General features: G+C 39.3%; 15 protein-coding genes. 14 read left to right on the forward strand and 1 reads right to left on the reverse strand.

Going from position 1 to position 15,138, the window contains the following annotated elements; all coding sequences use genetic code 11:
* Window positions 1-8 precede the first annotated feature (8 nt).
* Window positions 9-1,796 (forward strand): ABC transporter ATP-binding protein, encoded by a 1,788-nt coding sequence (locus ACYVQ1_RS00865; RefSeq protein WP_461249512.1) that lies wholly within the window; start codon window positions 9-11, stop codon window positions 1,794-1,796.
* Window positions 1,797-1,893: 97 nt separating this feature from the next.
* Here the strand turns inward: ACYVQ1_RS00865 and queA are convergent, their stop codons facing one another.
* Complete coding sequence (gene queA / locus ACYVQ1_RS00870) at window positions 1,894-2,937, reverse strand: tRNA preQ1(34) S-adenosylmethionine ribosyltransferase-isomerase QueA (RefSeq protein ID WP_461249513.1); 1,044 nt, start codon at window positions 2,935-2,937, stop codon at window positions 1,894-1,896.
* A 151-nt stretch (window positions 2,938-3,088) separates the two neighbouring features.
* On the opposite strand from queA, the gene ACYVQ1_RS00875 reads away from it, so the two are divergent.
* The 13 genes from ACYVQ1_RS00875 (at window position 3,089) to ACYVQ1_RS00935 (ending at window position 15,004) form a co-directional block, all read left to right on the forward strand.
* Window positions 3,089-3,790 (forward strand): glucosamine-6-phosphate deaminase, encoded by a 702-nt coding sequence (locus ACYVQ1_RS00875; protein ID WP_461249514.1) that lies wholly within the window; start codon window positions 3,089-3,091, stop codon window positions 3,788-3,790.
* 189 nt (window positions 3,791-3,979) lie between these two features.
* Entirely contained in the window at window positions 3,980-4,963 is a 984-nt protein-coding gene (gene trhO, locus ACYVQ1_RS00880; protein WP_461249515.1) for an oxygen-dependent tRNA uridine(34) hydroxylase TrhO, read from the forward strand.
* 178 nt (window positions 4,964-5,141) lie between these two features.
* Entirely contained in the window at window positions 5,142-5,339 is a 198-nt protein-coding gene (locus tag ACYVQ1_RS00885; protein ID WP_180473436.1) for a helix-turn-helix transcriptional regulator, read from the forward strand.
* A gap of 13 nt (window positions 5,340-5,352) precedes the next feature.
* The gene (locus tag ACYVQ1_RS00890; RefSeq protein ID WP_461249516.1) at window positions 5,353-5,847 is read left to right on the forward strand and encodes a DUF6773 family protein; all 495 of its coding nucleotides are present in this window, start codon (window positions 5,353-5,355) and stop codon (window positions 5,845-5,847) included.
* Between the two features lie 145 nt (window positions 5,848-5,992).
* A complete protein-coding gene (locus ACYVQ1_RS00895) occupies window positions 5,993-6,676 on the forward strand; it encodes a VIT1/CCC1 transporter family protein (protein WP_461249517.1) in 684 nt (227 codons plus the stop codon).
* 82 nt (window positions 6,677-6,758) lie between these two features.
* Window positions 6,759-7,478 (forward strand): 16S rRNA pseudouridine(516) synthase, encoded by a 720-nt coding sequence (locus ACYVQ1_RS00900; RefSeq protein WP_461249518.1) that lies wholly within the window; start codon window positions 6,759-6,761, stop codon window positions 7,476-7,478.
* A gap of 246 nt (window positions 7,479-7,724) precedes the next feature.
* Window positions 7,725-8,882, forward strand: coding sequence for an amidohydrolase (locus tag ACYVQ1_RS00905; protein WP_461249519.1), 1,158 nt, complete (start codon window positions 7,725-7,727; stop codon window positions 8,880-8,882).
* Window positions 8,883-9,329: 447 nt separating this feature from the next.
* Window positions 9,330-10,442 carry an alanine dehydrogenase gene (gene ald / locus ACYVQ1_RS00910; protein WP_461249520.1) on the forward strand — a complete coding sequence of 371 codons (1,113 nt, stop codon included), beginning with the start codon at window positions 9,330-9,332 and terminating at the stop codon, window positions 10,440-10,442.
* A 178-nt stretch (window positions 10,443-10,620) separates the two neighbouring features.
* Complete coding sequence (locus ACYVQ1_RS00915) at window positions 10,621-11,253, forward strand: hypothetical protein (RefSeq protein ID WP_461249521.1); 633 nt, start codon at window positions 10,621-10,623, stop codon at window positions 11,251-11,253.
* 4 nt (window positions 11,254-11,257) lie between these two features.
* The gene (locus ACYVQ1_RS00920; protein ID WP_461249522.1) at window positions 11,258-12,292 is read left to right on the forward strand and encodes a hypothetical protein; all 1,035 of its coding nucleotides are present in this window, start codon (window positions 11,258-11,260) and stop codon (window positions 12,290-12,292) included.
* 14 nt (window positions 12,293-12,306) lie between these two features.
* A complete protein-coding gene (locus ACYVQ1_RS00925; RefSeq protein ID WP_461249523.1) occupies window positions 12,307-13,674 on the forward strand; it encodes an AAA family ATPase in 1,368 nt (455 codons plus the stop codon).
* 131 nt (window positions 13,675-13,805) lie between these two features.
* On the forward strand, window positions 13,806-14,168 hold the full coding sequence (locus ACYVQ1_RS00930; RefSeq protein ID WP_461249524.1) for a hypothetical protein: 363 nt from the start codon (window positions 13,806-13,808) through the stop codon (window positions 14,166-14,168).
* Window positions 14,169-14,203: 35 nt separating this feature from the next.
* The gene (locus ACYVQ1_RS00935; protein WP_461249525.1) at window positions 14,204-15,004 is read left to right on the forward strand and encodes an alpha/beta fold hydrolase; all 801 of its coding nucleotides are present in this window, start codon (window positions 14,204-14,206) and stop codon (window positions 15,002-15,004) included.
* The last annotated feature ends 134 nt before the right edge of the window (window positions 15,005-15,138 follow it).

Below are 15,138 nucleotides of genomic sequence, written 5' to 3' on the forward strand. Positions count from 1 at the left end.
AGGTCAAAATGAAGAATAATAAAAAGAAAACAAATCATTCCTCAAGTTTTGGCCGTCTTTGGTCATACTTGCAGGCTTATCGTTTCCCACTTTACCTAGCCATTTTCTTGAAAATTGTTAGTGTCATCATGAGTGTCATTGAACCCGTAGTCATTGGTTTAGCTATTACAGAGCTGACCAAAAATACGCTGGATATCATTAAGGGGGTAGAAGGCGCCCATATCAATGTATCCTATGTTGGTTTGGTTCTAGTTGTTTATCTCTTGCGTGGTCTTATTTATGAGTTGGCTGCCTACTATTCCAACTATTTTATGACCAATGCTGTGCAAGCAACGGTTCAAGATATGCGAAATGAGATGACAAATAAAATCAATCGTACCTCAGTCTCATACTTTGACAAGCATCAATTTGGGGACCTCTTGGGCCGCTTTACTAGTGACGTCGAGACAGTTTCGAATGCCTTGCAGCAATCATTCTTGCAGGTTGTTAATGCCGTCTTTACTCTAGTCTTAGTTATTGGAACAGTGCTTTATCTTAATCTTCATTTGGGAGCTATAGTTGTCGTCACTATTCCCATTACTTTCTTTGGTGCCCGTTTTATCATGAGTAAGTCTCAACCTTACTTTAAGCAGCAGGCTGATGCCCTAGGTACTCTTAACGGTTTTGTTCAGGAAAATCTGACTGGTTTCAATGTGCTTAAACTTTTTGGCCGTGAGGATAGATCTTTAGACGACTTTAAAGAGATTACGGAAGACCTTCAGAAGGTAGGTTTTAAGGCCAATTTCATTTCAGGCCTCATGATGCCTGTACTTAATGGTTTATCTGACTTGACCTATCTCATTGTCGCTGTTCTAGGTGGTTTGCAAGTTTTGGCTGGACGCTTGACGATTGGTAATATGCAGGCCTTTGTTCAGTATGTTTGGCAGATTAACCAACCTATTCAGAACTTGACTCAGTTGGCTGGACAATTGCAGAGTGCTAAATCTTCCTTGGACCGTATTTTCCAACTGATGGATGAACCAGACGAGGCTAATGATGCTACTGAGGTGCTTGAAGGAGATTTAACTGGTCAGGTTAGCTTTAAGCATGTAGACTTCCAGTATGTGGCTGATAAACCTTTGATTCGTGACTTTAATCTTGAAGTCAATCCTGGCGAAATGGTCGCTATTGTCGGCCCAACTGGTGCCGGAAAATCAACGATTATCAATCTTCTCATGCGTTTCTATGATGTGACTGCAGGTTCTATCTCGGTTGATGGTCATGATATACGTAACTTGTCACGTCAAGATTATCGTAAACAGTTTGGTATGGTGCTTCAGGATGCTTGGCTCTTTGAAGGAACTATCAAAGAAAATCTTCGTTTTGGTAATCTTGAGGCAACTGACGAAGAAATTGTTGAAGCCGCTAAGGCTGCCAATGTGGACCACTTTATCCGTACGCTACCAGGCGGTTACAACATGGAAATGAACCAGGAATCAAGTAACATTTCACTGGGACAAAAGCAACTTTTGACCATTGCGCGTGCGCTTTTGGCTGATCCGAAAATTTTGATTTTGGACGAGGCAACCTCATCAGTTGATACTCGTCTGGAACTCTTGATTCAAAAGGCTATGAAGACTCTCATGCAGGGTCGAACAAGCTTTGTCATTGCTCACCGTCTGTCAACTATCCAAGAAGCAGACAAGATTTTGGTTCTTAAAGATGGTCAAATCATCGAACAAGGGAACCATGAATCCCTTCTTGCAGATAAAGGCTTCTATTACGATTTGTATAATAGCCAGTTTGCAGAGAAATAAACAAAATAATCCATCAGTTCATAACTGGTGGATTTTTTCTGAATGTGACGAGCAATAAGAGAGACTTCCCCGGTAAGAGAAGTCTCAACATCACTATTTATTTTTCAGCACGTCGTGTGACGAACATGGCATCTCCGAAACTGAAGAAGCGGTAGCGTTCTTGGACGGCGTGTTTATAGGCATCAAGGACGAATTCACGACCAGCAAAGGCTGAAACCAACATCACCAAGGTTGACTTTGGAAGGTGGAAGTTAGTTGAGAAGGCATCTACGACTGTGAATTGGTAGCCTGGTTTGATAAAGATATTGGTCCAGCCTGAGTCAGCTTGGAGTTGACCATGGAATTTATTTCCGATTGTTTCCAGTGTTCGGATTGAGGTTGTTCCTACTGCAACAATGCGACCTCCAGCAGCTTTGACACTATTGAGAGTATCGGCAGCGTCTTGACTGAGGGTGTAAAACTCTGAGTGCATCTCATGTTCGTCAACATTCTCAACTGAAACAGGTCGGAAGGTTCCCAGTCCAACGTGGAGGGTGAGGTAGACCAATTTTACGCCTTTAGCTTCAATCTTTTGAAGCAATTCAGGAGTGAAATGGAGACCAGCCGTTGGTGCAGCGGCAGAGCCATTTTCCTTGGCATAGACCGTTTGGTAACGGTCACGGTCTTCTAATTTTTCATGGATATAAGGTGGCAGTGGCATCTCGCCCAAGCTTTCCAAAACCTCGAGGAAGATACCGTCGTAGCTAAATTCTACGATACGTCCGCCGTGATCCAGTTCCTCAGTGACAGTGGCAGCCAAACGGCCATCGCCAAAACTGACTTTAGCACCTACTTTAAGGCGTTTGGCTGGTTTGGCCAAAACTTCCCATTGATCACCTTGGGTATTTTTCAAAAGGAGAAATTCCACGTGGCCGTGTGTATCAGGTTTTTCACCGTAGAGGCGGGCAGGAAGCACGCGCGTATTGTTCATGACCAAGGCATCTCCAGGGTTAAGCTGGTCAATGATGTGGTCGAAGTGGGTATCAGTCATTTCCTTGGTTACAGGATCGATGACCAAGAGTTTAGAGGCATCACGTTGTTCCAATGGGGTTTGGGCAATTAGTTCCTCTGGTAGTTCAAAATCAAAATCGTTTGTATTCATTTCTTTCCTCGTTTAAAAATGTTCAGCCTTTTTATTATAGCACGATATAGGACGACCGTCATTAAACTTGTCGAGTGAAAGCGCTTGACAAAAAGGTTAAAAAAAGAGATAATAAAGAAAAATGGTATATACCAATATCGAGGTGAATAGAATGAAAAAGATTATAGTTAAAAATCAAGTTGAGGGAGGCAAAGTTGCCTTTGATCTTCTTAAAGAGAGCCTTGCAGCGGGTGCTCAAACATTGGGGTTGGCTACAGGTAGTTCACCTATCGCCCTCTACCAAGAGATGGTTGAAAGCGACTTGGATTTTTCAGAACTTTACAGTGTCAATTTGGATGAATATGTTGGTTTAGCGCCGGACCATGAGCAGAGCTATCATGCCTTTATGAAGGCTCAACTCTTTGACGCCAAGCCATTTAAAGAGAGCTTCTTGCCTGACGGCATGGCTGAAGATTTGGAACAGGCGGCTAAGGATTACGATGACATCTTGTTGCACCATGCCATTGACTTGCAAATCTTAGGAATTGGAAGTAATGGGCATATTGGTTTTAATGAGCCAGGTACGCCTTTTGATAGTCAAACCCATGTGGTCGACTTGACTGACAGCACCATTGAAGCCAATAGCCGTTTCTTTGCCAGTCGTGACCAAGTCCCTACAAAGGCTATTTCGATGGGGATTGTTTCCATTATGGCTGCCAAGAAGATTATCTTGTTTGCCTATGGTGACAAGAAGGCAGATGCCATTTTCAAGATGGTCAAGGGCCCGGTGACAGAGGAAGTGCCAGCCAGTGTCTTGCAAAATCATCGAGACGTGACTCTTATTCTGGATCAAGCAGCTGCTGCGAAATTGTAATACTATCTTATGGAAAACAATCTTACGAAACTCAGGTTGAGGCATCTGGTACTCAGCCTTTTTCTTTTGTGACAATTCTCCTCCAAACAAATCAATTGCCTAGTACTCTTTGATAGCGCTATAATAGTTAAGTTGACTTTGACTATCAAACAACAGATATAGATATTTCATAAAGAAAGAGGATATACAATGGCAAAACCTATTCGAGTATTGCTTTATTATAAATACCTTCCCATCGAAAATGCTGAGCAATTTGCGGCTGACCACTTGGCTTTCTGTAAGTCAATCGGCCTCAAAGGACGTATCCTAGTCGCTGACGAGGGGATCAACGGAACGGTTTCTGGTGACTATGAAACCACTCAAAAATACATGGACTACGTTCACAGCCTTCCAGGGATGGAGGACCTTTGGTTCAAGATTGATGAGGAAGAAGAACAAGCTTTCAAGAAGATGTTTGTTCGTTACAAGAAGGAAATCGTTCACCTTGGTTTAGAGGATGACAACTTTGACAGCGACATCAATCCGCTTGAAACTACAGGTGCTTACTTATCACCAAAAGAGTTTAAAGATGCTCTTTTAGATGAGGATACTGTTGTCCTCGATACACGTAACGACTATGAGTATGACCTTGGTCACTTCCGTGGAGCCATTCGTCCAGACATTCGCAACTTCCGTGAATTGCCACAATGGGTCCGCGACCATAAGGAAGAGTTCATGGACAAGCGCGTGGTTGTGTACTGTACTGGTGGTGTCCGCTGTGAGAAATTCTCAGGTTGGATGGTGCGTGAAGGCTACAAAGATGTTGGCCAATTGCACGGTGGTATCGCAACTTACGGAAAGGATCCAGAAGTTCAAGGGGAACTTTGGGATGGTAAGATGTATGTCTTTGACGAGCGTATTGCTGTTGATATTAACCATGTAGATCCTATCGTTGTCGGTAAGGACTGGTTCGATGGCACACCTTGTGAACGCTATGTCAACTGTGGTAACCCATTCTGTAATCGTCGTATCCTTGCTTCAGAGGAAAATGAAGATAAATACCTCCGTGGCTGCTCACATGAATGCCGTGTTCACCCACGCAACCGTTATGTCCCTGAAAATGGTTTGAGCCAAGAAGACGTTGTTGAACGCCTTGCGGCAATTGGTGAGAGCTTGGATGTAACACCTGCTTAAGTTAAACGAGTTAAGAAGCTGAGAGAAATCTTGGCTCTTTATTTTGCAATTTATTTCTAAAATAATGGCATATATATATTGCAAATAGAAATATATAGTGTATAATATAAATGGAAACAGATGGTGAACCTAATCAATTTCGACGATAATATCAGATATGATGTAAAGGAGGGGGCATGTGGCAAAGAATTTACGTTTAAAAGCAGCTCGAGCAGAGCATGATATGACCCAGGGTGACTTGGCAGAAGCTGTAGGTGCAACAAGACAAACCATAGGTTTGATTGAAGCTGGAAAGTACAATCCCAGCCTAGCCTTATGCATTGCCATTTGCAAGACACTGGATAGGACTTTGGATCAACTGTTTTGGGAGGATTAGGAAGGAAGTAAAGATGATGAAATTCAAACTGATTAATAATAAGGTTACAGATGAACGCGAGAAAGCTCTAAATAATAAGGTTGCTGCTGAATGTTTTTACATAATGATTGCAGGGACGCTTGTATGCTTGGTCTATAGCTCCTTCTTTAATAGGGGTGCCATCACCTCTAATTACTTGGCCTTTCCAATGTTGATAGCATGGATTTGGTCTATTTATAGATCTGCACGACTTAGTGTTAACACTTTTGGGGGTTCTGGTATGACAGTCCTAGGTTGTTTACTGGTGACTGGGCTTATCACACTTATGATAATGTCAGCTAACTATCGGTACAACCATGATGTCTATCATAATAATCCCTTGGATCCTAGATATCTTATGACTTGGGCAGTTACTTATATGTTGTATGCTCCCTCTGTCTTTTTTATGAATTGGGGTCTCGTTGCACTGGGAAGATATGAGAGAAGACGTCTTGAAAAACAGCTAGACGATTTGGAAAATGAAGACTAAATAGTGTTAGAATCAGACCAGACTTTTGGGTCTGATTTTTTATTGGGATGACATAAAACGCTCTTTTTCAAACTTCTTATTTGTAATCATTCTAAATAACTGTTATAATGTTTTTTAGAATGATTCTAAATAAGGAGCAAATAAATTGGAAGATAAGAATTTTGCAGAGCGTTTGAATATTTTGAGAGCAGGTGTTTTGGGGGCCAATGATGGTATCATTTCCATTGCGGGAGTGGTTATCGGTGTGGCCAGTGCGACATCTAACATCTGGTTTATCTTGATTTCAGCCTTGTCAGCGATTTTTGCCGGTGCTTTTTCAATGGCAGGTGGCGAATATGTCAGTGTGTCAACGCAAAAGGATACCGAAGAAGCGGCTATCGCTAAGGAACAAGCCCTTTTGGATTGCTCACCTGAGGCAGCTAGAGAAAGTTTATATCAAACCTTCCTCAGCCAAGGAGATTGCGAAACGGCAGCGGAAGTTAAGGTCAATCAGGCCTTTAGTAAAAATCCTATCAAGGTCTTGGTTGAGGAAAAATATGGAGTTGATTTAGAAGAAATCACAAACCCATGGCATGCTGCCATCTCTAGTTTCTTTGCTTTTTCAGTGGGTTCTTTGCCACCAACATTAGCTATCCTGCTTTTCCCAGAGCCTTACCGTATTCCTGTAACAGTGGTCGTGGTTGCACTGACTTTGCTCTTGACTGGCTATATCAGTGCTAAACTTGGGAAAGCGCCTGTTAAACAAGCTATGTTGCGTAACTTGACAGTAGGACTCTTGACCATGCTTGTGACCTTCTTGGTTGGGCATATCTTCCATGTGAATGTGTAAGTGTTAATAATGGATAAGTCTACCATGTTAGGTGGGCTTTTTTAGTCTGCTAGACCAGGCTTATCCGTGGTACAATAAGGTTATGCGTTTAGACAAATTATTAGGACAGGCAGGCTATGGTTCTCGCAATCAAGTCAAGAAGCTTATTCGTAGCCGTCAGGTATATGTGGATGGCATCTTGGCTGAACAAGATAATCTTAATGTGGATGCTAGTCTTCAAACCATCACGGTTTCTGGTAAGGAACTGGAGCATGCCCCAGAAGTCTACTACCTTATGAATAAGCCAGCAGGTGTAGTGTCAGCTCGAAGGGACAAGGAACACCAAACAGTCATTGATTTGATTAAGCCTGAAGATCAGCGAGAGGGGCTTTATCCTGTTGGTCGATTGGATAGAGATACGGAAGGATTGGTGTTGATTACCAACAATGGTCCCTTGGGATTTGCCCTGCTTCACCCACGCTATCATGTGGCTAAGACTTATTACGTTGAGGTTAATGATAATCTGGGGCCTGATGCACCTGCGTTTTTTGAGTCTGGTGTTGTCTTTGAGGATGGTACTGTTTGTAAATCAGCTCAGCTGGAAGTTTTAAGTTCTGCGAGTGATAAAAGTTGCGCTAAAATCACGATTTCAGAAGGCAAGTTTCATCAAGTGAAAAAGATGTTTTTAGCTTATGGGGTCAAGGTGACCTATCTTAAGCGTATCTCTTTCGGAGAGTTTAAGCTTGATGAAGGGATGGCAGTAGGTTCCTACCGAACTTTGACTGAAGCGGAAAAAACAATCTTGCGTACTTATTTGGGTTAGTAGCCCTATGTGGCTTAAGGTGCGATAGGAACTTTCAATCACCTGATAAGCCTATCTTATCGCTAGTCTTTATACTACAATACCTATAATGACAGTGTTTTTTAGAGGTATAAGAAATACTTATGGAATATTATAAGTATTTTTGATTTCTCAAGTGTCGCTTCTGGTGGTATGATGGAATCAATTCGATTGAGAGTTTCAAAAAAGGATTGACAATCCGAGACTAATCAGAGAGGGAGGTTCATTATGACAGAAGCATTTTACGATCATTTAGCAAAGACACGTCATCAGATTCACCAACATCCAGAGGTTTCTGAGGAGGAGCATGAGACGACAGTCTTTTTGAAAGGCTATTTGAGAAATCTAGGTATTGAGCCTTTAAATTATCCCTTGAAGACAGGACTTATCGCTGAGATTGGGTCAGGTTATCCGATTATTGCCTTGCGTGCTGATATTGATGCCCTACCGATTAAGGAAAAGACAGGACTCCCTTATGCCAGCGACAATGGGGCCATGCATGCTTGTGGTCATGATTTTCACCAGACCTCTCTTCTCGGAGCTGCTCAGCTTTTAAAAGAAAGAGAAGCCGAGCTTAAGGGAACCGTTCGATTGATTTTTCAACCAGCCGAGGAAAATTTCCAAGGGGCCTATCAGGTCATTGAAGCGGGTGGTCTTGACGGTGTGTCAGCTATCATCGGTTATCACAATAATCCTCACTTGAAACCTGGTCAGATTGGTCTTCGTTCGGGAGCTATCATGGCAGGTGTGGAGCAGTTTAGGGTTGATGTTAAAGGTGTTTCGTCCCATGCTGCCCGTCCTGATTTGGGTGTGGATACGGTCTTGGTCACTACGACCATCATCAACAATTTACAACAGATTGTGGCTCGTACGGTATCGCCCTTTGAATCGGCAGTATTGTCAGTTACTCATATCGAAGTTGGAAATACCTGGAATGTTCTTCCAGCAGCAGGCTTTTTTGAAGGAACAATTCGTACCTTTGAGCCTAAGGTTCGTGAAGATGTCATTGCTCGCTTTGAAAAGGTTGTTCAGGCGACAGCAGACCAGTTCGGTGCTGAGGTAGAGATAACCTGGGGCAATTCACCTTACGTGACCTACAATGACCAGACACTCACACCACTCATCTTTGAAAATTCTAAAGCCTTCGCAGAAGTGATTGAAACTTTGCCATCAACAGGGGGCGAAGACTTTGCGGCCTATCAAAAGGAAATACCAGGAGTCTTTGCCTTTGTTGGCTCAAATGGTGAAGAAAATGCACCAGACTGGCACCATGATGATTTTCTTGTGAAAGATGAGGCCTTGCCAGTAGCTGTGAATTACTATGTGGAAAACGCCCTTTTCCTACTTGACTATTTTAAGGAGAAAGGCAAATGGCCATTCCCTTAATCGGTATTACCAGTAATGAAAACCCTGTCAGGAAGTTGAGAGCTTCACTGACGCCCCATTTATAGGTGTTCAGTGGCATCCTGAGTTTCTCTTGGGACATAAGCCCTTAAAAGACCAAGGACTCTTTGATTATTCTGTTAAGAGTTAAGGACTTTAAATTGGTACTACTTTTGATATTGAAAAGGAGGACGTGCTTAAGGAGAAAAAATCTTTTGATCATTTAGTTTACACTTAAGAACCCAGCCGATTGGTTGGGTTCTTTTGTGGATTGTTTAGATAGTTAGGGGAGTATGATTCTAAGGTCTAAAAATAGAGGAGATTTTTTTCTCTTGATTTTTTTTTTGATTTTAGTTAAAATGAAAGCGTTATCATTTCAAAAATAGATAGGGAGTGGTCAAGTCATCTTTTTGATGGTTGACCTTATAACTTCCGAATAAGGAGAAACGTATGTTAATTGGTATTCCAAAAGAAATCAAAAATAACGAAAACCGTGTAGCCCTTACACCTGCAGGTGTCCAAAGTCTTGTGGCTAAGGGACATGTCGTGTTAATCGAAACAAATGCAGGCCTTGGTTCTGGTTTTACCGATGCAGATTATGCAAATCAAGGTGCTAAAATCGTTGCAACTGCTGCAGAAGCATGGGCGGCAGAGCTTGTCGTTAAAGTTAAGGAACCACTTGCTGCTGAATATGGCTTCCTTCGCGAAGATCTTTTACTCTTTACTTACTTGCACATGGCAGCAGCTCCAGAATTGGCAGATGCTATGGTCAACGCTAAGACAACAGGTGTTGCCTATGAAACAGTACGTAGCCAAGAAGGTCACCTACCACTTTTGGTTCCAATGAGTGAAGTCGCAGGACGTATGGCCGTTCAAATCGGTGCTCACTTCTTGACCAAACAAGAGGGTGGTTCTGGCGTTCTCCTAGGTGGGGTACCTGGTGTTCCTAAAGGGAAAGTGACTATTATCGGTGGTGGTGTCGTAGGGACACATGCAGCCCGTATTGCCCTTGGACTTGGAGCTCAAGTGACTATTCTTGATATCAGTGCCAAACGTTTGTCTGTCCTTGAGGAAGTCTTTGGTAGCCAAATTCAAACCCTTATGTCAAATCCGCTCAATATTGAAGCGAGTGTTCGTGATGCTGACGTGGTTATCGGTGCTGTTCTTATCCCAGGTGCTAAAGCACCGAAACTTGTTACTGACCATATGGTTAAACAAATGCGTCCAGGTTCTGTTATTGTTGACGTTGCCGTTGACCAAGGTGGGGTTGTTGAAACTGCGGATCGCGTGACCACTCACGATGAGCCTGTTTATGAAACACACGGTGTCCTTCACTATGCTGTTGCCAATATCCCAGGTGCTGTGGCACGTACATCAACTATTGCCCTTACCAATGTCACTTTGCCTTATATCGAAGCCCTTGCAGGAAAAGGATTCAGAAAAGCCATTAACGACGACCAAGGTCTGCGTCAAGGGGTTACAACTTACCAAGGTCATATTACTAGCAAACCGGTTGCAAAAGGTCTAAACAGAGAGTATACATCAATTGATGAATTGGCATAAATAGATTATTTAGCATAAACAAAGAGGAGTCACACCATGATTTGGTGTGACTTATTTTTGTATATAATGGGTAAAGCTATTTTTTTCTTGTCATTAATGATAGTGCTTTCATGGTATAATTATGATATAGAATTGGCTTTCATGCTATAGAAAAGTATATAAAAAGAATGGATAAATAATGGATAAAAAAGAATTACTTAAAAATACAATTCTATCTCTTGATAGTGATAGTTTTTTTGAATTTAAAACTTATTTTTTTAGAGAATTTTTCGGATTTAATTTTCTTGATGATTCTGAAGTCACTCAGAGTATTTTTGCTGAAAAACTCTATGATTACTTTGAGAAAGTAGAGTATAGTAACAACAAGGATTTTCCTAATCTACTACAAAAATATATGCAATCTCTAGATGATAAAGTTTCAAAATATATAGAAAAGAGTCCTAGGAAAAAGAATACTGATTCTGAGGATATCCCTAGAGCAAGAAAATATTATAATAAAATAATTGAGTACAAAAAGCAAAATGATATCGATTATAATGGACTACGGGATTATTCACGAATTATGTTTTGTCTCTATGCTGAAATAATTAATAAAAATGATACTATTTCTAATTTTGATTATTCTATCTCTAGTTTAACTTCTAGTAAACTTCTTCAGTCAATGAAAAAGTCTAAGACACCTAAAAATATTTTTGAAACAAAGAATGTATTTTTTGTTCAAAATAAAGAATTTTCATTCGAATGGTGTAACTATATCATAGCGACAATAGTTTTATTTGAAATTATTAACCATAATGTAGATGGAGAATAGTAGCATGGTAGGTATTTTAAATATAGAATCAATTGAGCAATTACAACCTTTCCTAAATAATGACAATATTATGGAAATCGTCATGCGTGGCAGAAATAGTAAGTTCAAGGCATTTCAGAAGGTTGTATTAAATGGGCTTGAACAGAGTGAGGCTAAAAAGACTGCAGAAAAGATTGTCAATATAGTTGCTCAGAATAATAATTTGCTTCAGAATAACCAACAATTAATTCAGAGTGTTGCTAAATCACAAAATCTTGGTTTGATTCTTAATGGTTTAACTCTAGCTACCACTTCCGCTGGATTTGCTATTATGTATGAGAAACTTGACAAACTGAGTTTTGATATTACTAAACAATTAAATCAACTGCAAGATACAATGAAACAGGGGAATAACGTTAATACAACTTTTGAATTTGGTAAGGTCCTTTCGGAATACACGGATATGCTTGACTGTAGAAAAAGACAAAAACCTTATTCTGAAGACAAAATGAGAGTTTTGGTTGATAATATATATAATGTTTTAAACCTTCTGTATGATAGTTTAAGAAAAGAAATAGTTACAGATAAGCAAGAAACTATCCTTTCAATTTTTTCACTTTTATCAATGTTTACAACTTCAATTAAGTATTTTGATGAACTTTATTATCTTAATAATATGGAAATCTTATCCGATGGTGATGCATGGCATTCGTCCCACTCTAAATGGATGAGTATATATAGTAAATTATCGATGCCCGATTTTATACAAAGACTTCAGGATTATGCCTTTTTTGAAGCAGGTTTTAATACTCTAGAGGTAGATATTTATTGTCAGGAATTATTTAATCAAGTTAATTGTCAAAAACAAGAAATTGAAGATAATCAAGAATTAATTATGGCAATTAAGGACGGTGCTATTCTCAATAATCTTCGAGAGTTTAACATTAACGAATTAAAGCAGGATCTGGAAAATGCTTTAGAAGAAGCTTTTGAAAATAGGCAAACCGAGGAGACGTCAAGAGTATATAATGAAATGCATAAGCAGATTGAATTATTATAATTAGGATTTTATTTATGAATATTGATATTAAAAATGCGGTAAACAATCTTCTGATAGCCTGTAATAGCATCAAGAAACATTCCTCTGGAGATGTCAGTATAAAATCTATAGATGAATTGGTTATCGTGGATATATTAACGTTTATAGATTATATTTCAAAAGATGAATCTAAAGATAGGATTTCATTCTTTAAATTGATGTATCTCGACACAAAATACAATCCCCTTCTCCCAAAAGCATGTAATAATGAATTACCGGAATCTTTTAAAATTTTATCTTTACTTGATATGAAAGTATTCAGCAATAAGGGGATTACCTTGTCATCCTTGTATGTGACAGTCATTGCTGAAATTGGAAAATATTATATTTCAAACAGTTTAGATAGGAATCATATTGATAATAATAAATTTCTTAAATATTTGGCAATTGTAAATGATTATAAAGAAGATGCTAAAAAACTTAAAAAACAAGAAAAGTTAGATTCCTCGAAAAATCAAAATTACATAAAGGATACCGAAGGAATTACTCCGGATATTTCTTTAACTAGAGTATCTTCTGAGGATATGGAATCAGAGCAATCATTAGAAGATCTTCAAAAAGAACTCGACTCTTTAATTGGACTTATGAGTGTAAAGAAAGAAATTTCGTCTTTGATAAATCTATTGAAAGTCAATAAGATTCGAAAAGAAAGAGGGTTAAGTACACCTAAGACTTCTAACCATCTGGTCTTCCTAGGAAATCCAGGAACAGGAAAGACGACAGTAGCCAGACTGATTGCGAAGATTTATAAACAATTGGGTGTGTTAGAAAAAGGTCAACTTATTGAGGTTGATCGTTCTGGTCTGGTTGCAGGCTATGTTGGACAAACAGCCATTAAAACTCAAGAAAAAATCGATGAAGCTATGGGTGGGGTCCTGTTTATTGATGAAGCTTATTCCTTAGCAAAAGGTGAATCTGATTTTGGTCAGGAAGCTATTGATACTCTTCTAAAAGCAATGGAAGATAAAAGAGATGATTTTGTTGTTATTGTTGCTGGCTATACTAAACAAATGGAGGCATTTTTATTATCCAATCCTGGGCTGAAATCTAGATTTAATAAGAGTATTTTATTTGAGGATTATACTGAAGAAGAATTATTAGATATCTTCAATTTGTTTTGTCATAAGTATGGCTTAAGGTTATCAGAGGATGCGAAAAGAAATTTAGGGGTATTTTTAAGTACTATATGTTCTGAAAAAACAGAGAATTTTGCTAATGCTCGAGAGATAAGAAATTTATTTGAACGTAGTATTGTTAATCAGGCTAATAGATTGGGAGATTTGGAAACGATTAGCAATGAAGAGTTAGGAGAAATTGTTTCCTCGGATCTTGATATTAGTTAAACAATAAATTATACACATTAATGTTTACACCATTTGAAATTGATTATTACTGATTAATACCATTATGACTTTCTTTGATTCAGAAGTTTTATGAGTACACAGAATTTTTTTTGTATTAAGGAGGCTTTACAATGGCCAACCATATTCGCGTTTTCACAGCAATTATTTTCTCTCAGCTTGTCGTTCTTTATTTTGGTTTTCGTATGGATGTCTCTTTGACCAAACTGCTAATTACAGTAGTTGTGGCATCCCTGGTTGAGATTATTTATCATGTGAAGCTTGTTCGTAAGATAGGAGCCGATATTTCTTTTGAAACTTTTGGGAAAAACTATGACCAACTTTTTAGAAAAAATGCTGTGCTGTTGGCTGTTTTAGTTTGTGACCTGCTTATTTTTAAAGGTGGGGATTTCATGGCCTTCATTCTTTGGCAAGTTACCTTTGTTGTCTTGGTAAGTATTATCATCATGGCATCAAATAATGCCCCGGACGCATGATAATACTTAAATCTTACAATGAAAGTGTGTAGATAATGTTTACCATTCAAAGAAATCATTTGTCGGACCCAGGTGTAGATTATGTTACTTTTGGTAAGGGAGACAAAACTCTTATTATCATTACGGGATTAAGTTTGCAACGATTAGGTGATATGTCCAACCTTGCCATTTACTCGCTATTTTATCGATACGCTAGGGAGTACAAGGTCTATATTTTTGATAGAAGGGACCGCATCGAAGAAGGCGTTTCTATTGAGGATATGGCGGATGACCTCTATCAGTCCTTGCAAGGGTTACATATTGATAATGCCTCTATCATAGGCATATCTCAAGGAGGCATGATTGCTCAGCTATTTGCTATCAAGTATCCTCAAAAGGTGAAGAAGCTAGTATTAGCTCTGACACTCTCTCGCAATAATGCCATCAGTAGAGAAACCATCGGAGGGTGGATAGAGATGGCTGAAAATAACGATATGGACCAGCTAAATAAGGATTCGATGAGTAAATCATTTTCGTCTTCTATTTTAAAGAAATTATATGTGATTAACAGATTATTTTTGAAGTCTGTAAGCAAGGAAAAACGCCATCGCTTTGTCTGTTTAGCCAAGTCAATTCTTGAGTTTGATTGCCATAGGTCCCTTGATAAAATCACCTGTCCGACTCTTGTCTTGGGAGCTAAAAAAGATCTGGTTCTGGGAGTGAATGGCGCCAGGGAACTGGCAAATGGCATTCCAAATGCTTCCTATTATGAATTTAGCAAACTGGGTCACGCAGCCTTTATCGAAAGTAAGCAATTTAATAAAATGATATTAGAATTTCTGCGAAAGAATGCTTAGGTAGTGGACTGATAGAAACCTATTAAAATAGAATGAGAAAGGGGTTACAGTGGAGCTTGTAGCCTCTTTTTATTTTCGGTTCAATTGTGTGCAGTCTGAAAAATTAAATGATAGAATGGCGGTAGATAGGAGGA

The sequence above is a fragment of the Streptococcus parasalivarius genome (genome assembly GCF_054785155.1).

Excerpts from the sequence above, each read along its gene's own strand:
- ACYVQ1_RS00865 (WP_461249512.1), top strand. The coding sequence starts at position 9 with ATGAAGAATAATAAAAAGAAAACAAATCATTCCTCAAGTTTTGGCCGT.
- queA (WP_461249513.1), bottom strand. The coding sequence starts at position 2,937 with ATGAATACAAACGATTTTGATTTTGAACTACCAGAGGAACTAATTGCC.
- ACYVQ1_RS00875 (WP_461249514.1), top strand. The coding sequence starts at position 3,089 with ATGAAAAAGATTATAGTTAAAAATCAAGTTGAGGGAGGCAAAGTTGCC.
- trhO (WP_461249515.1), top strand. The coding sequence starts at position 3,980 with ATGGCAAAACCTATTCGAGTATTGCTTTATTATAAATACCTTCCCATC.
- ACYVQ1_RS00890 (WP_461249516.1), top strand. The coding sequence starts at position 5,353 with ATGATGAAATTCAAACTGATTAATAATAAGGTTACAGATGAACGCGAG.
- ACYVQ1_RS00900 (WP_461249518.1), top strand. The coding sequence starts at position 6,759 with ATGCGTTTAGACAAATTATTAGGACAGGCAGGCTATGGTTCTCGCAAT.
- ACYVQ1_RS00905 (WP_461249519.1), top strand. The coding sequence starts at position 7,725 with ATGACAGAAGCATTTTACGATCATTTAGCAAAGACACGTCATCAGATT.
- ald (WP_461249520.1), top strand. The coding sequence starts at position 9,330 with ATGTTAATTGGTATTCCAAAAGAAATCAAAAATAACGAAAACCGTGTA.
- ACYVQ1_RS00915 (WP_461249521.1), top strand. The coding sequence starts at position 10,621 with ATGGATAAAAAAGAATTACTTAAAAATACAATTCTATCTCTTGATAGT.
- ACYVQ1_RS00920 (WP_461249522.1), top strand. The coding sequence starts at position 11,258 with ATGGTAGGTATTTTAAATATAGAATCAATTGAGCAATTACAACCTTTC.
- ACYVQ1_RS00925 (WP_461249523.1), top strand. The coding sequence starts at position 12,307 with ATGAATATTGATATTAAAAATGCGGTAAACAATCTTCTGATAGCCTGT.
- ACYVQ1_RS00930 (WP_461249524.1), top strand. The coding sequence starts at position 13,806 with ATGGCCAACCATATTCGCGTTTTCACAGCAATTATTTTCTCTCAGCTT.
- ACYVQ1_RS00935 (WP_461249525.1), top strand. The coding sequence starts at position 14,204 with ATGTTTACCATTCAAAGAAATCATTTGTCGGACCCAGGTGTAGATTAT.